At 65.3% G+C, this 19,238-nt stretch carries 13 protein-coding genes; 12 read left to right on the forward strand and 1 reads right to left on the reverse strand.

The window, feature by feature from the left end:
• Positions 1–172 precede the first annotated feature (172 nt).
• The 5 genes from ACVC5H_RS09445 to ACVC5H_RS09465 all read left to right on the forward strand — a co-directional run bounded on the left by ACVC5H_RS09445 (position 173) and on the right by ACVC5H_RS09465 (position 9,748).
• Positions 173–1,366: an HlyD family secretion protein gene (locus ACVC5H_RS09445; RefSeq protein ID WP_489622067.1), complete on the forward strand. Its 1,194-nt coding sequence runs from the start codon at positions 173–175 to the stop codon at positions 1,364–1,366.
• The gene (locus tag ACVC5H_RS09450) at positions 1,363–2,931 is read left to right on the forward strand and encodes an MDR family MFS transporter (RefSeq protein ID WP_489622068.1); all 1,569 of its coding nucleotides are present in this window, start codon (positions 1,363–1,365) and stop codon (positions 2,929–2,931) included. The genes ACVC5H_RS09445 and ACVC5H_RS09450 overlap by 4 nt, the downstream gene beginning before the upstream one ends.
• Positions 2,931–4,406: an efflux transporter outer membrane subunit gene (locus ACVC5H_RS09455; protein ID WP_489622069.1), complete on the forward strand. Its 1,476-nt coding sequence runs from the start codon at positions 2,931–2,933 to the stop codon at positions 4,404–4,406. The genes ACVC5H_RS09450 and ACVC5H_RS09455 overlap by 1 nt, the downstream gene beginning before the upstream one ends.
• A 296-nt stretch (positions 4,407–4,702) precedes the next feature.
• Positions 4,703–5,230, forward strand: a complete 528-nt coding sequence (locus tag ACVC5H_RS09460; protein ID WP_489622070.1) for a hypothetical protein — start codon at positions 4,703–4,705, stop codon at positions 5,228–5,230.
• 288 nt (positions 5,231–5,518) lie between these two features.
• Positions 5,519–9,748, forward strand: coding sequence for a S8 family serine peptidase (locus ACVC5H_RS09465; protein WP_489622071.1), 4,230 nt, complete (start codon positions 5,519–5,521; stop codon positions 9,746–9,748).
• Between the two features lie 37 nt (positions 9,749–9,785).
• Here ACVC5H_RS09465 and ACVC5H_RS09470 read toward each other — a convergent pair whose 3' ends face one another.
• A complete protein-coding gene (locus tag ACVC5H_RS09470) occupies positions 9,786–10,697 on the reverse strand; it encodes a LysR family transcriptional regulator (protein ID WP_489622072.1) in 912 nt (303 codons plus the stop codon).
• A gap of 334 nt (positions 10,698–11,031) precedes the next feature.
• Here ACVC5H_RS09470 and ACVC5H_RS09475 point away from each other — a divergent pair, with 334 nt between their 5' ends.
• The 7 genes from ACVC5H_RS09475 (at position 11,032) to ACVC5H_RS09505 (ending at position 19,027) form a co-directional block, all read left to right on the forward strand.
• Positions 11,032–12,570 (forward strand): ABC transporter substrate-binding protein, encoded by a 1,539-nt coding sequence (locus ACVC5H_RS09475; protein ID WP_489622073.1) that lies wholly within the window; start codon positions 11,032–11,034, stop codon positions 12,568–12,570.
• A gap of 75 nt (positions 12,571–12,645) precedes the next feature.
• Positions 12,646–13,563: an ABC transporter permease gene (locus tag ACVC5H_RS09480; protein ID WP_489622074.1), complete on the forward strand. Its 918-nt coding sequence runs from the start codon at positions 12,646–12,648 to the stop codon at positions 13,561–13,563.
• Positions 13,564–13,580: 17 nt separating this feature from the next.
• Positions 13,581–14,501: an ABC transporter permease gene (locus ACVC5H_RS09485; RefSeq protein WP_489622075.1), complete on the forward strand. Its 921-nt coding sequence runs from the start codon at positions 13,581–13,583 to the stop codon at positions 14,499–14,501.
• Positions 14,502–14,523: 22 nt separating this feature from the next.
• Positions 14,524–15,528 carry an ABC transporter ATP-binding protein gene (locus ACVC5H_RS09490; RefSeq protein ID WP_489622076.1) on the forward strand — a complete coding sequence of 335 codons (1,005 nt, stop codon included), beginning with the start codon at positions 14,524–14,526 and terminating at the stop codon, positions 15,526–15,528.
• A complete protein-coding gene (locus ACVC5H_RS09495) occupies positions 15,525–16,370 on the forward strand; it encodes an ATP-binding cassette domain-containing protein (RefSeq protein WP_489622077.1) in 846 nt (281 codons plus the stop codon). The genes ACVC5H_RS09490 and ACVC5H_RS09495 overlap by 4 nt, the downstream gene beginning before the upstream one ends.
• Positions 16,371–16,409: 39 nt before the next feature.
• Positions 16,410–17,828, forward strand: a complete 1,419-nt coding sequence (locus ACVC5H_RS09500) for a M20 family metallopeptidase (protein ID WP_489622078.1) — start codon at positions 16,410–16,412, stop codon at positions 17,826–17,828.
• Positions 17,828–19,027, forward strand: a complete 1,200-nt coding sequence (locus ACVC5H_RS09505; RefSeq protein ID WP_489622079.1) for a M20 aminoacylase family protein — start codon at positions 17,828–17,830, stop codon at positions 19,025–19,027. The genes ACVC5H_RS09500 and ACVC5H_RS09505 overlap by 1 nt, the downstream gene beginning before the upstream one ends.
• Positions 19,028–19,238 lie beyond the last annotated feature (211 nt).

Raw genomic sequence — 19,238 nt, forward strand, 5'->3', positions numbered from 1 at the left:
TCATATGGTACCTCATTAAATTCCCCGTTCGTTCGGGTGAAACTGTATTGATGCCGTATTGCCACTGTATTGGCGCTCTACGGTGAAGTGTATTGCTCCGTATCAACACTGTATTGCGACTGTACTGATTCAGTTTGCCGCTCCCCCGCGCCCAGATATTAGGATAAAAAAGATGACCGACGCCACACCCAGCAACCAGGAAGCCAATCCTCCGCAGCCAGATTCCTCTCCCGCCGACAACGCCCAGAACGCCGCCCCCAAGAAACGCATGAGCCCGCGCGCCCGCTTCATCCTGCGTGCGCTGGGCCTGCTGGTGCTGCTCATCGTGGCGGCCTGGGTGCTGTACTACCAGTTCCGCGGCAAGTATCTGGAAAGCACCAACGATGCCTTCGTCCAGGCCGACAGCGTAACGGTTTCCTCCAAGGTGACCGGTTACGTCGACCAGGTGCTGGTGGCCGACAACCAGGTCGTCAAGGCGGGCCAGCCGCTGGTGCGCATCGACGCCCGCGATTATTCCGCCCAGGCCGCCCAGGCCAAGGCCCAGATCGATGCCGCCGACGCCAGCGAAGAAGCCGCCACCGCCCAACTGGCCGAGCAGCAGGCTGCCATCGCCCAGGCCAAGGCCCAGCTGGCCTCGGCCGACGAGGATGCGCGCTTTGCCACCGCCGAGGTGGAACGCTACACCCCCCTGGCCGCTTCGGGCGCAGAAACCCGCGAGCGCCTGACCACGTTACGTAACCAGCAAGCCCAGGCGCGCAGCACCGTCGCGGCCCGCCGTGCGGCACTGGAGGCGGCCCAGTTGCGGGTGCGCTCGCTGCAGGCCCAGGTGCGCCAGGCCCAGGCCCAAGGTGAGACTGCCAAGGCGCAATACGACGCCGCCAGCGTCAACCTCGGCTATACCGAGATCCGCGCCAGCATGGATGGCCGCATCGGCGACAAGCAGGTCCGCGTCGGCCAGTTCGTCTCGCCCGGCACGCGCATGATGACCGTGGTGCCGACGCGCTTCTACGTCACGGCCAATTTCAAGGAAACCCAGATCGGTATCATGCGTATCGGCCAGCCCGCCATCATCAAGGTCGATGCCTTGCCGGGCGTTGAATTCCACGGCCATGTAGAAAGCCTCTCGCCGGGCACCGGCGCGCAGTTCTCGCTGCTGCCGCCGCAGAACGCCACCGGCAACTTCACCAAGATCGTCCAGCGCGTGCCGGTGCGCGTGGCCATCGATGCCACGCCCGACGAAACCCGCGCCTTCGCAGCCGGCCTGTCGGTGACGGTGGAGGTCAACACCATCGCTGCCAAGGATGAACTGCGCGACCTGCGCGAGCGCAACAGCGAAACCAACGCCACCCGCAAGGAGCCGCAGTGAGCAGCGCGGCCCCCGCCAAACCGGTAGCGCCGGCTGCCCAGGGTGAGAAAGCCGATGCCGCCGCCTGGCTGGCGGTGGCGGCCGGTACCCTGGGTGCGCTGATGGCGACGCTGGACATCTCCATCGTCAACTCCTCGCTGCCCACCATCCAGGGCGAGATCGGCGCTTCGGGTACCGAAGGGACCTGGATCGCCACCGCCTACCTGGTGGCCGAGATCGTCATCATCCCCATGTCAGCCTGGCTGGAACGGCTGCTGGGCCTGCGCGTGCTGCTGCTGACCGCAGCCAGCCTGTTCACCCTGTTCTCGGTGCTGTGCGGCCTCTCGACCACCTTGCCGATGATGATCGTGGGCCGGGTCGGGCAGGGCTTCACCGGCGGTGCGCTGATCCCGACCGCCATGACCATCATCGCTACCCGGCTGCCCCGTTCGCAGCAGCCGGTCGGCAATGCCATGTTCGGCGCCACCGCCATTCTCGGTCCGGTGCTGGGCCCGGTGATGGGCGGCTGGCTCACCGAAAACGTCAGCTGGCACTATGCCTTCTTCATCAACCTGCCGGTGGGCGCTGCGCTGATCACCTTGCTGCTGGTGGCGATCCCCTATGAGCGTCCCAAGTTCGAGCAATTCGCCGAGGCCGACTGGTTCGGCATCGCCGGACTGGCGCTCGGACTGGGCGGCCTGACGGTGGTGCTGGAGGAGGGCGAGCGCGAGCAGTGGTTCTCTTCGCCGGACATCCGCTGGCTGGCCGCCACGTCGGTGCTGGGCTTCATCCTGCTGGCCATCGGCCAGGTGCGTGCGCGCCATCCGGTGATCCAGCTGCGGCTCTTGCGCGACCGCCAGTTCGGCTCGGTAGTGATGATGGCCATGATCGTCGGCGTGGCGCTGTATGGCACGGCCTACGTGATCCCGCAGTTCCTCTCCGGCATCGCCGGCTACAACTCGCTGCAGTCGGGCTGGATCGTGCTGCTCTCGGGCGTACCGATGATCCTGATGATGCCCTTCACGCCCATGCTGATGCGGCTGGTGGACATCCGCATCGCCGTGGGTACCGGCTTCCTGCTGCTGGCGACCTCGGCCTTCATCGAGACCGACCTGAGTCCGCTGTCCTATGGCGGCTCCTTCGTGGCGTCGCAGTTGATGCGCGGGGTCGGCACGGTGCTGGCCATGCTGTTCCTGAACCAGGCCGCGATCCGCTCGGTACCGGCTTCGCAGGCCGGGGATGCGTCCGGCCTCTACAGTGCGGCGCGCAACCTCGGCGGCTCGCTGGCGCTGGCGGCCATTGCGGTGATCCAGGACCAGCGCCTGTGGCTGCACAGCCGCCGCCTCGAAGAAAGCCTCAACGCCAATTCCGACCTGGTGCAATCCGGCATCGCTGCGCAAGCGCACCTGCTGGGTGGCCAGGACGTGGCGATCCAGCTCATGGGCAGCACCATCCAGGCCCAGGCGCTGACCATGACCTATGCCGACCTGTTCTGGATGCTGGGCGTGGCCATCGCCTGCGTCACGCCGCTGGTGCTGTTCCTGCGCCCCTTGCCAACCCACGCCGCACCGGTGGCTTCTCATTGATGATGAACATGAACAAGACCCATTTTTCCTTTCCGGCCAAGCGCCTGATCGCCCTGGCGGCGGCTGCGCTGCTGGCCGGCTGTGCGCTCGGCCCCGAGTATGCCGGCCCGCCCGAAGCGGCACCGCAGGCCGCGCACAACGACAAGTTCGTGCGAGGCGGCGACAGCGCCACTGCCGCCGCGCCGCTGAACCAGTGGTGGCAAGGCCTGGGCGATGCCGAGCTGAGCAGCCTGATCGAACGCGCCTTGCAGGCCAACCCCAATCTGGGCATCGCCCGCGCGCGTCTGCAGCAATCGCGCGCCGGGCTGGTGCTGGAGCAGGCCAATGCCGCGCCCAGCGTGGGCGCCTCGGCACTGGCCGGACATGCGCGCCTGCCACCGGCCAACCTGGGTGCGCTGACCGGTGGTTCCAGCTCGGGCAATGGCTCGCCCACCAGCGCCAATCTCTACAGCGCGGGATTTGATGCCAGTTGGGAGATCGATCTCTTCGGTGCCCACCGCCGCGCCGTGCAGGCGGCCACGGCCACCGCCGATGCGGCGCAGGCCTCGCTGGCTGACGTACAGGTCAGCCTGGCGGCCGAAGTAGCCAATGCCTACATCAACCTGCGCGATCGCCAGCAGCGCCTGGCACTTGGCCAGCAGGCGGTGCAGGCGCAGGAGCAGATGCTGCAGCTGACCGGTCAGCGTGTCGAACGCGGCACGGCCTCTTCGCTGGACCAGTTGCGCATCCAGAACCAGCTCGATGCCAGCCGCGCCGACCTGGTGCCGTTGCAGGCTGATCGCGATGCCTACCTGAACCAGCTGGCCACGCTGCTGGGCCAGGAACCGGGCACGCTGGATGGCGAACTCGCGGCCACTGTTCCGGTGCCATTGCCGCCGCAGCAGGTTGCGGTGGGTGATCCGGTGGCGCTGCTGCGGCGCCGTCCTGACGTGCGGGCGGCCGAACGCACGCTGGCCGCCGACACCGCCAAGATCGGCCAGGCCGAGGCGGCGCGCTATCCCAGCCTGAAGCTGTTCGGCGTGATCGGGCTGGGCGGCACGCATCCGTCGGACCTGACGCACCTGGATGATTTCGCCGCCGTGGGCGCACCGATGCTGAGCTGGAATTTCCTCGACTTCGGCCGTGCCAAGGCGCGCGTGACGCAAGCCGAGCGCGTGCGTGATGAAGCCGAGATGAAGTATCGCCAGTCCGTGCTGGAAGCCTTGCGCGATGCCGAGGATTCGCTTTCGCGCTTCCGCTACGGCCGTGTCAGCGTGGCTACCATCGCGCGCACCAAGGTCTCCGCCGACCGTGCGCTGGCGCTGGCGCGGCAACGCTACCAGGCCGGGACCGGCACCCTGATCGAGCTGCTCGATACCACACGCCAGCAACTGGTGGCGCAGCAGAACCTCTTGCAGGCTGAGGCCAATCTCACGCGCAGTTTTGTGGGGATCCAGAAGGCGCTGGGGCTGGGGTGGTCGGACGAGCAGGGCTGATGTCACCGTTGCTGACCATCACGCCGGCAGTGCCTCTGGGCGCTGCCGGTTTTTTTTCATGCCGCATTCTGACCATTGAATTCATCTAATCGATTTGTGAACTGACGAAAAAAGCGTCATGTTTTCTTTCATAAATCTGCACCAAAAGACAGTGCCCAGAATCGCCCCGGCCTCCGACAATGCGCTTCATAACAAGCGGTGAGCAGCGTCCCCACAGGGGCAAAAAAAACGAGGATGGGGCGGCCCGGCATGGGGATCGCCCTGATCGATTCCGCAGCGACGAGGTGGGCAAACAGATGAGCAATCCTGAGAACCTGAGCAAGCATGGTGCGCCGCGCAGTCCGGCCGCTTTCCGTTTCTACTGGCTATGCGCCGCCACGCTGCTGGCGGTGGGCATGATCCTGGGGCTGGCGGCCAAGGCCCAGCAGCAGGTCGATGGCGTTGGCCGCAGCCTGGCGGCCGCAGCCGGCATGGTCAATCTGGCGGCGGGCCTGGGCATCGCCCGGGGTGGCTTTGATCCGGGCCTGCAGCTGGACTCTTTCCGCCTGCAAGACGTGTTTTCCGGCATGGGCGGGATGGGTGAACTGAACCTGTCGGCGCCCGGCAAGCGCGGCGAAACCCCGCTCTCAGGCCTGGTGGCGCGCATGCATCCGGGCTGGAGGAACGCCATTCCACACAGTACGCATGAGGCCAGCCGCTTTGACCTCCTCGCCGCGCGCGACAGCCTGGCCACCGTTGCCGAGGGCGTGCCGGGAACGCCGCGTCCGCCCTGGCCATTCAAGGCCAGCGTCAGCTATCGGATCAAAGCCAGCTGGCGCTTCTGAACCGGGCGCCGCCAAGCGCGGCAGGTGCCGCCCGGCTTGCGTTTTTCTTCCTGTTTTTCCGCCTTTTTCTACCTCTCATCACGCTCTGACGTGATGCCAAAAGCTGCACATTGTCTGCGTGCAAACGGCACTAAAAGACAATGTGCAGAACGCGGTCGGCCCCCGACAATGCGCCCCTACAAAAAAGCCGGTATCAGCCGGCACCCGGGGCGACGACAACAAGCTCGGGGGCGGGCAAGCATTCCCGATCTCCTGGCCAATTCCACATGATCGACCTAGGAAGGGAAGATGAAGAAGAACAAGAAGTCGCCACAACAAGTCGCGCTGGTGCCTCCGGCCGCCTTCAGGAAACAACGTCTGTACGCCGCCGTATTGCTGACCCTGGGCCCGGCCCTGAACGTACCGGCGAGCGCCCAGAGCTACATCAGCTATGACGGCAGCACCGGCACCGATGCCACGGCCGCCCTGGCCAGCTGGACCGGCAATACCGAGTTCAAGACCGACTGGGGCCTGGGGGCCATGAACGCCCAGTATGCCTACGTGGCCGGCTACACCGGCCTGGGCATCAAACTCGGATCGGTCGATTCGGGGCTCTTGCTGACCCACGCCGAATTCGCCAGCCGCACCGTCAAGGCCCTGGCCGTCACCGGCACCTACGCCAACGACGGATCGCAATACCAGGATGGCAGCCAGCCCTGGAAAGCCGGTGACGCCTTCAGCACCACCGGGGCGCTGAGCCCGCTCAACGACAAGCACGGCAGCCACGTCTCCGGCAGCATCGCGGCGGCCAGGAATGGCGCCGGCATCATGGGGGTGGCGTTCGACAGCGACTACTACATCACCAACACCAACGGCACCGATAGTTCGGTCTATGGCGTGAACATGGACTACAACTATTTCAAGGCGGCCTATGGCAACCTCGCCAGCGCGGGCGTGCGCGCCATCAACAGCAGCTGGGGCAGCCCGGATTCGCGCGATGATTTCGGCAGCATCAGCGGCGTGGCAGCGGCCTACCAGCGTTTGCAGGGCGGCGGCAAGAAGAGCTGGCTGGATGCGGCGGCCGACGTGGCGCAAGCGTCCAACACGCTGATGGTGTGGGCCGCCGGCAATACCGGCAAGGCCAACGTCAACATCCGCTCGGCGCTGCCGTATTTCAGGCCGGAACTGGAGCAGAACTGGATCGCGGTGGCCGCCGTGAACGCCAGTTCGGTGCTGCCCAGCTTTTCCAACCAGTGCGGGCTGGCCAAGTACTGGTGCCTGTCTGCACCGGGCTCGGCCATCACCAGCCTGAACATCACCTCCGACACTGCCTTGGTCAATGCCTCCGGCACCTCCATGGCGGCACCGCACGTGACGGGCGCCCTGGGCGTGCTGATGCAGCGCTATCCCGATCTCGACAACCAGGCCATCCGCACCATCCTGCTGACCACCGCCAGGCACCTGGGTAACGGCCCGGCCGACGTACCCAATACCATGTTCGGCTGGGGCCTGCCGGACCTGAACAAGGCCCTCAATGGCCCCGGCCAGTTGCTGGGTGTTTTCAAGGCCAACATCACTGCAGGCAATGCCGACACCTGGAGCAATGACATCTCCGAAGCTGCGCTGATCCAGCGCAAGAGCGAAGAGAAGGCGCAACTGGCCGCTTGGCAGGCCTTGTCGGCGAGGACCTTGCAAGCAGCCGTGGATAGCGCCACCGCGCAGGCCACCACGCGCGTCAACAGCGGCTACGATGCGGCCCTGGCGCTGGTGCAGACTCGCGCCCAGCGCAACGCCACCTACCAGGCCAGCAAAAAGAAGGAAGACAACACCGCGTTCCAGAACGCCGACAAGGCCGTGGCCGCCAATCCCCTGGCGGCGGCCATTCTCAAGCAGTCGGGCACGGGTCCCTTGCTGAGCAAGGAGCAATTGCTGACCTACGTGCTCTCGACCGATACGGAGACCGTGGCGGCCAACCTGGCCCTGGGCAATTACAACGGCCAGACTGCCTACCTCGCTGCCGTCCAGAAAAAGACCGACGCCGACTATGTGGGCAGCCTGGTCAAGACGGGCGAGGGCAGCCTGACGCTCTCGGGCAACAACAGCTATTCGGGCGGTACCCGTCTGGAGGGCGGCACGCTGGGTGTGGCCTCGTCCGCTGCGCTCGGCTCCGGCACGCTCGCCATGGCCGATGGCACCACGCTGCGCGCGGCCGCCGACAATCTTGGCTTGAACAATGCGGTGAGCATCAGTGGCGCGGGCCGGATCGATACCCAGGCCTTCAATCTGACGCTCAACAGCGGCATCGCCGATGGCAGCGCCCAGGGCAGCCTGGTCAAGCAGGGAGAGGGCACATTGCGCGTGCTGGGCGCGGTGAGCTACAGCGGCAACACCACCGTCGCAGCCGGCACGCTGAGCGTGCCGTCCTATACGCAGACGGCGGGGCAGACCCTGACCGTCGGGGTGGCCAGCGCCACGCAATACGGCAAACTGGCCGTCACCGGCGCGGCCAGCTTCGCACCGGGTGCCGGACTGGCGGTGGACGTGGCCAAGGCCGCGACGCTGGCCAACGGGCAGACCCTGGCCGGGGTCATCACGGCCGGCAGCCTGAGCGCGCCAGACCTGAACGTATCCGACAATTCGCTGCTGTTTGATTTCAAGCCGGTAGTGGCAGGCAATGCGGTGGATCTGAACATCGTCGATGTGGTCAGCATCCAGCAGGTGGTTCGCGATACGCTCGCACCGGCCGTAGTGCCAGCCAGCGCACCTGCTACCAGTACACCTGCCGTGAGCACGCCGGTCGCCAGCGCACCTGTCACCAGTACACCCGCTGTGAGCACCCCGGTCGCCAGCGCACCTGCTACCAGTACACCTGCCGTGAGCACGCCGGTTGCCAGCGTACCTGTCACCAGCACACCCGCTATGAGCACGCCGGTCGCCAGTGCACCTGTCACCAGTACACCTGCCGTGAGCACGCCGGTCGCCAGTGCACCTGTCACCAGTACACCTGCCGTGAGCACGCCGGTCGCCAGCGCACCTGTCACCAGTACACCTGCCGTGAGCACGCCGGTCGCCAGCGCACCTGTCACCAGTACACCTGCCGTGAGCACGCCGGTTGCCAGCGCACCTGCTACCAGTACACCTGCTGTGAGCACGCCGGTCGCCAACGCACCTGTCACCAGCAAACCTGCGGCCAACGTACCGGTCGCCAGCGCGCCTGCTGCCAGTACACCTGCGGTGAACACCCCGGTCGCCAGCGCACCTGTCACCAGCAAACCTGCGGCCAGCGTACCGGTCGCCAGCGCACCAACCACCAGTACACCTGCTGCAAGCGTACCGGCAATACCAGCAGCGGTACCCTCGGCGGTGGCACCGGCCGCGGCACCTACGCCGGCAGCCCCGGTCAGCCGTGCTCCCACGGCGGTCGCCGCCGCCACCGCGGCCGCCGCAGTGGCACCCGTACTGGATCGCCAGATCCAGCATCCGTCCAGCAGCGACATGGCCCAGGTGGTCACCGCCCTGGGACGCCTGCCCGATGCCGCCAGCGTGCTGCGCGCCGCCAGCCAGACCTTGCCCCGGGACGTCAGCGACAGCGCCATCCGTGGCACCCTGGCCTCGCTCAATCGCGTCATCGCCACGCGCATCGACAGCGGCAACGTCGCCAGCAATGGCGCAGGTAGCGGCCTGGCCTATGGGGAGAGCGGCGGTGATCGCCAGGTCTGGCTGATGCCTTTCGAATCGCGCTCCAACCAGGGTGACCGGGGTGGTGATTCCGGTTTCAGCGCCAGTACCTGGGGCATGGCCGCCGGCGCCGAGATGGAGTTCGACAGCGCGCGTGTCGGCCTTTCCTACGCCTATGCCAGCACCACCGCCAGCGGCAATACCGCCATCACCGGTGTCGGCAGCCGCAGCCGTATCGACTCCAACATGGTGGCACTCTATGGCAGCGTCCCGGTGGGCGAACTGGCGCTGGCCTGGCAGGCCGATGTCGGCTGGAACAGCAACCGCCTGGCGCGAGAACTGCAGTTCGGCGGCCTGAACCGCGTCGCCGGCAGCCGCTACCACACCTGGAGTGCGCATCTGGGCGCAAACGTGTCGCACACGCTGCCCTTGAGTGAAGCATTGAGCGTAGTCCCTGCCCTGCAGCTCGACTACACCCGCCTGCAAAGCCCGTCCTACGCCGAGAGCGGGGCAGGGGACCTGAGCCTGTCGGTGCAGGGCAAGCGCAGCCAGGCTCTGTTGCTGGGCGTGAGCACCCGCTTGAACTACGCCGTGACGAGCGCCTCGCAGATCAGCACCACCCTCGGTGCCAGCTACGACGTCATCAACGATCGCGACGATCTGGTGGCCACCTACGCCGGCACCCCGGGGCAGGCCTTTACCGCACCTGGTGCGGCCCGCTCCCCCTGGCTCTTCAAGGCGGGCGTGAGCTATCGCTACCAGTTGACGGCGGCGGCTGATATCTCGCTGCGCTTCGATGCCGAAGGCCGCAGCGGTTTCATCAACCAGTCGGCGGCGCTCAAGGCCAGCTGGCGCTTCTGATGCGTGCGCGGCCGCCGTGGCGGCGGCCGCGTGGCGATCACAGATCCTTGCTCAGTTCTGCCACCAGATAATCGAGGAAGATGTCCACGCTGCGCGGCAAGGTCCGTCCTGCCAGCGTCTGCACTTCGACGAAACGGCCATCGGCCGGGCAGTCGCGGATCGGCCGCATGGTCAGTTCGCCGCGCTCGATGCGGTAGCGCACGGTGACGTCGCCGGTGATGGAGAGGGCATCGTTGTCCAGCACGTAGTTGTGCAGCGACTGGATGTAGTTGCTGGTCATGACCGGTTCGATCACCACCTGCTGGCGGCTGCAGGCGATGTCGAACAATTGACGCAGCGTCGTGGTGGGGTCGGGCAGGGCCAGGGGATAGGGTTTGAGCTGGCCCAGGGAGATCTGGCGGAACCGCGCCAGCGGATGCTCATTGCGCATCACCAGCGCAATCGGTCCGGGCTGGCGGTGGACCACCTTGATTTCCGGCTCGGGCAGGCGCGCAAAGGTCAGCCCGATGTCGGCATTGCCTTCGCGCACCTGGCGCGACACCACCGCAGGCGCGCCCACGAAGAGCTGGAACACGAAGCCCGGATATTTTTTCTGAAAGGCATTGATCAGGCGCGGCAGGAAATCGATGGCAAAGCCTTCCGAGGTGGCCAGCCGCACCCGCCCGCTGCGCAAGCCTTTCAGGGCTTGCAGGTCGGCCACCACGCGGTCGGCCTCCAGCGCCATCTTGCGCGCATGGGCGGCCAGCATCTCGCCCCCGGCCGAGAGCACCATGCCGCGCGGACGGCGTTCAAACAAGACCGTATCGAGCGTTTCTTCGAGGCTGCTGATCTGGCGGCTGATGGCCGAGCTGGCCACGTTCAGGCGCTGCGAGGCCTCGCTGATGGAACCGCAACGCACCACTTCCAGGAAGTAGCGCAGTGCGGTGTCTTGCAATTGCTGTGATTTCATCCAGAGACTCCTTCAAACCTGACCCATGCTGACCGGCATGCCATGCCGGCCCGGCAAATAATTCCCGCTTTATTTGGTGCGTCTTTCACGGCTTTGGTGCAGTGCTCGCGGATCCGCCGCGCACTGCCATGCTGCACCTGCTCCACCGCCCGCAGCCCAGCAGGGATGCGGCTTTTACGGGGGTGGTCACATTGTGGTGCAGCATTTCTGCGTTCTGGTATCGGCAACGCAGGCTTAGAAATTTGATGATTGTGGCATCGATAAATCCTAGCCTAGTATGCCCCTCGACGTCGCTGTTTTTTCTTATTTCTCTTATCGGAACGAAGGGGCTGGAATGAACGCACTACACAAATCCATCATGGGCTGGTCACGATGTGCCTTACTCGTGGCGGGAACGCTGAGCGCAGTGGCTGCGCACGCCAACAAGGCCAATGACACCCTGGTCTATGCCTCGGACACCGAAGTCGAGAACATCAGCCAGTACCACAACAACGTACGCGAAGGCGTGATCCTGTCGCACCTGATCTGGGACACGCTGATCTACCGCGATCCCAAGACCAACGAGTACAAGCCACAACTGGCCACCGCCTGGAAGTGGGAGTCGCCCACCGCGCTGGTGCTGGACTTGCGCCAGGGCGTGCAATTCCAGAATGGCGACAAGTTCAGCGCCGACGACGTGGTGTTCACCTTCAACTACGCCGTCTCGCCGGAATCCAAGGCCGTCACGCGCCAGAACATCGACTGGATCAAGAGCGTGGACAAGCTGGGCGATTACAAGGTGCGCATCAACCTGAAGGGCCCGTTCCCCGCTGCGCTGGAATACCTGGCCGGTCCGCTGCCGATCTATCCGGCGGCCTACTTCAAGAAGGTCGGGCTGGAAGGTTTTTCCAAGGCGCCCATCGGCACCGGTCCTTACAAGGTCACCAGCATCACGCCGGGGCAGGGCGTGACCCTGGTCAAGAACACCAATTACTTCAAGGAGAGCCCGCAGGGCCAGCCTTCCATCGGCAACATCAAGTTCGTGGTGATCCCCGATCCGGAAACCCGCGCCGCGCAACTGATGACCGGTGCCATCGACTGGATCTGGCGCGTGCCGCCCGACCAGGCCGACTCGCTCAAGACCAATCCCCAGCTGACCGTGCAGAGTGGCGAGACCATGCGGGTCGGTTTCATCACCCTGGATGTGACGGGCAGCTCGGCGCCCAATTCGCCTTTCAAGGATGTGCGCGTGCGCCAGGCGGTCAACTATGCGATCAATCGCAAGGGCTACGCCGAGAACCTCATGCGCGGCGGCAGCCAGCCGGTTTATACGGCCTGCTTCCGTACCCAGTTCGGCTGTGACGGCAGTGTCGCCGTCAAGTACGACTACAACCCGGCCAAGGCCAAGGAACTGCTGGCCGCAGCCGGTTATGCGAACGGTTTCGATACCGACATCTATGCCTATCGCGAACGCGAGGTGGCCGAGGCCATCATCGGCGACCTGCGCAAGGTCGGCATCCGCGCGCGCCTGCACTACATGAAGTTCCCGGCGCTGCAGACCGAATACCGCAGCGGCAAGACGCCCATGAGTTTCTATTCCTGGGGTTCGTTCTCGGTGAACGATACCTCGGCCTTTGCCGGCAACTACTTCAAGGGCGGCGCCGACGACATCACCAAGGATCCGCAACTGCAGCAGTTCCTGCAGATCGCCGATACCTCGGTCGATCCGGCGGTGCGCAAGGCCAATTTCAGCAAGGCGCTGGAATTGATTTCCAAGCAGGCCTACGTCGCTCCGATGTTCTCCTACTCGACTTACTACGCCTACAACGCCCAGCTCAAGTTCCAGGGATATCCGGACGAGCTGCCGCGCTTCTACGAAGCGTCCTGGAAGTAAGTGCCACGGGGCGCGCCGCCCGGTGCGCCCCCCTTCATGCTGTTTCACGACTAGCCTCTTCACGCGAGGGTCGCCATGTTGATCTATCTCCTGCGCCGTCTGAGCATCGCCCTGTGCGTCGCGCTGACGGTCTCCATCGTCAGCTTCACGCTGCTGCACATGTCGGGCGACCTGGCGGTGTCCATCGCCGGGCCGGAAGCCAGCGCTGCCCAGGTCGAAGCGATACGCACCCAGTTCGGCCTGGACCGCCCCATGACCACGCAATACGTGGAGTGGCTGGGCCGCGCCGTGAAGCTCGATTTCGGCAATTCCTTCTACTTCCAGAGCCCGGTGACGGAGATGATCACCGAACGCCTGCCCATCACCCTGAAGCTGGGCGGCAGCGCCTTGTTGCTGGCCATCCTGACGGCCATCCCGCTGGGCGTGCTGGCGGCCATCTATCGGGATACCTGGCTGGATCGCATCGCGCTGCTCATCGCCGTGGTCGGCCAGGCCATGCCCAGTTTCTGGTTCGGGCTGACGTTGATCCTGATCTTCGCCGTCACCCTGCACTGGTTGCCGGTGGCGGGCAATGACGGCTGGCAGAATTTCATCCTGCCGGCCGTGGCGCTGGGCTATTACGCCATGCCGGCCATGATGCGGCTGACACGCTCGGGCATGCTCGAAGTGCTGGGCGCAGATTACATCCGCACGGCGCGCGCCAAGGGACTCTCGGCATCGCGGGTGGTGTTCAAGCATGCGCTGCGCAATGCGGTCATTCCGGTGGTGGCGCTGGCCGCCGTCGAGCTGGGCTTCATGCTGGGCGGCTCGGTGGTCATCGAATCGGTGTATTCCATGCAGGGCCTGGGCCAGTTGGCCTGGGATGCGATCTCGCGCAATGACTATCCGGTGGTGCAGGCCGTGGTGCTGATCATCGCCATGTTCTACATCGGCCTGACCTTCCTGGCTGACGTCATCAATGCGCTGCTGGATCCGCGCATCCGCACCCGCTGATTTTTACTGGAGCCGACATGAGCGCCATTCCTTCCACCAGCTTGTCTTCCACTCCCGTGCTCAACGCCGCCTTGCCGCCGCTGCCCGCCTGGCGCCGCAAGCTGCGCCGCCTGCTGGGCCATCGCGGCCTGATGCTGGGCGCACTCGTCCTGGCGCTCATCGTGCTGGCGGCGATCTTCGCGCCCCTGCTGGCGCCCCATGATCCCTTCGACCAGGACGTGACGGCACGCCTGATCCCGCCGGTCTGGCAGGCCCAGGGCAGCTGGGAACACATCCTCGGCACCGACAAGCTGGGCCGCGACTATCTCTCGCGCCTGATCTTCGGTGCGCGTGTCTCGCTGACCATCGGCATTGCCGCCGCGCTGATCTCGGGCCTGATCGGGACTACCCTGGGTGTGCTGGCCGGTTACTTCGGCGGGCGCACCGATGCGGTCATCAGCTATCTCATCACGACACGCCTGGCCATGCCGGTGGTGTTGGTGGCGCTGGCCATGGCCTCGCTGGTAGGCGGCTCGCTCAAGGTGGTGATCCTGCTGCTGGGCCTGTTGCTGTGGGACCGCTTTGCCGTCGTCACGCGCTCGGCTACGCAGCAGTTGCGCGATGCCGAATTCATCGCCGCCGCCAAGGCCATCGGCGCTTCCACACCTTACATCCTGCTGCGCGAGATCCTGCCCAACATCATGGGTGCGCTCATCGTGGTGGCAACCCTCGAAATGGCACACGCCATCCTGCTGGAGGCCACGCTGTCCTTCCTGGGACTGGGCGTGCAGCCGCCTACGCCGTCGTGGGGCCTGATGGTGGCCGAGGGCAAGACCTACATGTTCTTCAAGCCATGGGTGATCGTCATTCCGGGTGTGGCGCTGGCGCTGCTGGTGCTGGCGATCAATCTGGTCGGCGATGGCCTGCGCGACGTCAACGCGCCCGATGGCCGCAACTAACCCTGCACGCAAGGAGAACACCATGAGCGTATTGCTGGACGTGAAGAACCTGAAGGTGGACCTGCCTACCGAAAACGGCATGCTGCACGCCGTGCGCGGTATCGATTTCCAGGTCCGCAAGGGAGAGATGCTGTGCCTGGTCGGCGAGTCCGGCTGCGGCAAGTCCATGACCTCGCTGGCCCTGATGGGGCTGCTGCCGCGCAAGGCGCAGTGCAGCGCCGACCATATCCGCTTCGATGGCGTTGATCTCAACGGCATGAGCGAAAAGCAGCGCATGCAATTGCGCGGCAAGCGCATGGCGATGATCTTCCAGGAGCCGATGACTTCCCTCAATCCCGCCTACACGCTGGGCAACCAGCTGTGCGAGGCAATGCTGCAGCAGCCGGGCGTGACCCGCGGCGAGGCGCGTGAACGTGCGCTCTACCTGCTCAATCGCACCGGCATCAGCAATGCCGAAGACCGCTTGCGCCAGTATCCGCACCAGCTCTCGGGCGGCTTGCGCCAGCGCGTGATGATCGCCATGTCGCTCATGTGCAATCCTGACCTGATCATCGCCGACGAGCCCACGACGGCGCTGGACGTGACCATCCAGGCGCAGATCCTGCGCTTGATCCGCGAGCTGCAGCAGGAGTTCGGCACCGCCGTCATCTTCATTACCCACGATCTGGGCGTGGTCTCGCGCATCGCCGATCGCGTGGCGGTGATGTATGCCGGGCAGGTGGTGGAGACCACCGACGTGGCGCAACTCTTTGCGCAGCCGCGCCATCCTTATACGCGCGGCTTGCTCAACTGCATTCCGGTGCGCGGCAAGACCTTGCCGGGAAGCCGGTTGCAAGCCATTCCCGGCGTGGTGCCCAGTCTGATCGGACAGGTCAGCGGCTGCGCCTTCCGCAATCGTTGCGCGCTGGCCGACAGCGGCTGCGAACAGGATCCCCCGATGGTGCAGCAGGGCAGCAGCGCCGCACCGCACGAGGCGCGTTGCCTCAAGCTCGATGCGCCGGTGGCGGCGCTGGAGGTGGCAGCATGAACGCGTCTCTGAAGCCCCAGCCGCCGCTGGATGACATCGCGCTCGAATTGTGTGCGCTGTCCAAGGTGTATCCGCTCAAGCGTGGCCTGTTCCAGGCACCGGGTGAACTGAAGGCGGTCAACGACGTGTCGCTGCGCCTGTATCGCGGCGAGACCCTGGGCCTGGTCGGCGAATCCGGCTGCGGCAAGAGCACGCTGGCCAAGATGCTGCTGGGCCTGTTGGCACCGACCTCGGGCAATGTGCTCATCAACGGACAGGAAGTCGATCCGACCCAGCGCCGCCAGCATGCGCGGCACATCCAGCCGATCTTCCAGGACCCGTATTCCTCGCTCAATCCGCGCAAGACCGTGGGCGAGATCGTCGGCCTGCCGTTGAAGCTGCACGGCCTCGGCACGGCCGCCGAGCGCAGCCGCCAGGTCAGGCAGATCCTCGACCTGGTGGGCATGCCCGAACGCACCCATACGCAATATCCCAACCAGCTTTCCGGCGGCCAGCGCCAGCGGGTGGCGATTGCCCGCGCACTGATCCTGCGGCCCGACATCCTGATCTGCGATGAACCGACCTCGGCGCTGGACGTGTCGGTGCAGGCGCAGATCCTGAACCTGCTGCTGGACCTCAAGGCCGAATTCGGTCTCACCTATCTCTTCATCAGCCACGACCTGGGCGTGGTGGACCATCTGGTGGACCGCGTGGCCGTGATGAACAAGGGCAGCATCGTGGAATTGCAGCCACGTGAACAACTCTTCAGCGACCCGCAGCATCCCTATACGCGCATGCTGCTGGCCTCGGCGCTGACGCCCGATCCGGGCCTGGGCATTCCGGCCCTGGCCACGGCCGCCTGAGCACATGAACCTATACGACAAATTTCAAGGAGCAGCAGCATGAGCAGAGCACAAGCCATCGCCGGCGTAGAAGCCTACTTCGACGACGGCCGTTTCATGGAAACCCTCAAGCGCCGCGTGGCCATCCGCACCGAGAGCCAGGAAGCGGCCAGTCTGCCCATCCTCTACGACTACCTCAACGATGAGATCACGCCCTATCTGCAAGGGCTGGGCTTCCATTGCGAGGTGGTCGACAATCCGGTCAAGGGCGGTGGCCCCTTCCTCATTGCCGAGCGCAGCGAAGAGGGCGCCGGCTTCACGGTGCTGACCTATGGCCACGGCGACGTGGTGCGCGGTTACGACAATCAATGGCGCACCGGCCTGAAGCCGTGGGAGATCGTGGTCGAGGGCGAGCGCTGGTATGGTCGCGGCATTGCCGACAACAAGGCCCAGCACACCATCAACTTTGCCGCGCTGGAAGAAGTGCTGAAGGCGCGCGGCGGCCGCCTGGGCTACAACGTCAAGCTGATTCTGGAAATGGGCGAGGAAAACGGCTCGCCTGGCTTGAACGAGGTCTGCCAGCACCATGCCGAACGGCTGAAGGCTGATCTCTTCATTGCCTCGGACGGTCCGCGCGTCAATGCGCCGACGCCGACCATGTTCCTGGGCTCGCGTGGCGGCTGCAATTTCGACCTGACCTGCCACCTGCGCGACGGCGGCCACCATTCCGGCAACTGGGGCGGTCTGTTGCGCAATCCCGGCGTGCGCCTGGCCAATGCGATTGCCTGCCTGGTCGATGAACGCGGTGCCATTCGCGTGCCGGCGCTGCTGCCGGATGCGCTGCCGCAGAGCGTGCGCAAGGCGCTGGCCAGCGTCAAGGTGGGCGGTGGCCCGACCGATCCCGAGATCGATCCGGACTGGGGCGAACCCGACCTGACCCCGGCCGAGCGCGTCTTCGGCTGGAATACGCTGGAAGTGCTGGCCTTCAAGACCGGTAATCCGGAAGCGCCGGTCAATGCCATCCCCGGCCGCGCCAGCGCGCATTGCCAGATCCGTTTTGTGGTTGGCAGCGATGATGCGCATTTCATCGAGCACATCCGTGCGCATCTGGATGAGCATGGTTTCGATGATGTCGACGTTACCTTGTCCGGGGTGCAGTTTGCCGCCACCCGGCTTGATCCGGATGACGACTGGGTGCGCTGGGGCCTGGCCTCGATGCAGGAGACCACCGGCAAGACGCCCACGCTCTTGCCCAACCTGGGCGGCTCGCTGCCCAATGACGTGTTCTCCGAGACGCTGGGGCTGCCCACGCTGTGGGTGCCGCACTCCTATCCGGCCTGCTCACAGCACGCGCCCAACGAGCATATACTGGCCAGCGTCTCGCGCGAGTCGCTGCAGCTGATGGCCGGCCTGTTCTGGGACCTGGCCGAACAGGGCCGCGCAGTGCTGGCGCGCCGCGCATCCCCTACGGAGAAATGATGAACCACCCCCACGCTCACGGTCTGTGCGAGGTCGCTGACCTGCACGACATCCACGACGAAATCACCGGCATTCGTCGCCACCTGCACCAGCATCCGGAATTGTCCTTCCAGGAAGTCGATACCGCCGCCCTGGTGGCGGCGCGCCTGGAAGAATGGGGCTATGCGGTCACCCGCCACATCGGCGGCAACGGCCTGGTGGCGACCCTGCGTGTCGGCGACAGTCCGCGCAGCATCGGCCTGCGCGCCGACATGGATGCCTTGCCGATCCACGAAGAAACCGGACTGGCCTGGGCCAGCACCAAGCCCGGCGCCATGCACGCCTGCGGCCATGACGGCCATACCGCGATGTTGCTGGGGGCGGCCAAGCACCTGGCACGTACGCGCCGTTTCGATGGCACGCTGCACCTGATCTTCCAGCCGGCCGAGGAAGCCGGCTTCGATAGCGGGGCGCAGAAGATGCTGGCCGATGGCCTCTTCGAGCGTTTCCCCTGCGATGCCATCTTCGGCATCCACAATCACCCTGGCGTAGAGGCGGGCACTTTCATGTTCAGGAGCGGCCCCTTCATGGCGGCCTGCGATACGGTCAAGATCCGCCTCACCGGCCGCGGCAGCCATGCGGCGCGTCCGCATCTGTCGGTCGATCCGGTGGTGGCGGCGGCCAGCCTGGTGATGGCCTTGCAGACCGTGGTCTCGCGCAATGTCGATCCGATGGAAACGGCCGTGGTCACGGTCGGCAGCCTGCACGCCGGCAAGGTGGCCAACGTGATCCCCGAATTCGCCACGCTGGAATTGAGCGTGCGTTCCTTCAAGCCCGAGGTGCGCGCGCTGCTGGAAGAGCGCATCCGCGCGCTGGTGGCGCTGCATGCCGAGAGCTACGGCGCGCGTGCGGAGATCGACTACCTGCGCGGCTATCCGGTGGTGATCAACAGTGAGGCCGAGACCGAGTTTGCCCGCAGCGTAGCCGAGGAGCTGGTAGGGGCCGACAAGGTGATCGCCCCCTTCGGACCGATTGCCGGCAGCGAGGACTTTGCCTACTTCCTGCAGCATCGTCCCGGCTGCTTCTTGCGCGTGGGCAATGGGCAGGGCCAGCCCATGCTGCACAACGCGGGCTACGACTTCAATGATGCCAACATCCCCGTCGGTGCGGCCTTCTGGACGCGGCTGGTGGAGCGCTGGCTGCCTGTGCAGGGGGACTGAGGGCGGCGCGGCTTATGCATCTCGGGCATAAGTGCATGATGAATGCTTCGTTTCCAGCAAGCGCACGGTCCATTACATTGGATGCGTCTCCTCAGACGTCCTTGGACTTGGACAATTCGAGCCTGAACCCGCCACGCGCAAGCCTGGCGGGTTTTTTTTCGCAGTGCCTCCGGTGCATGCCAGCTTGAAATTTACGTAACTCGCGGGAGCG

The organism is Herbaspirillum sp. Her3 (genome assembly GCF_057961275.1).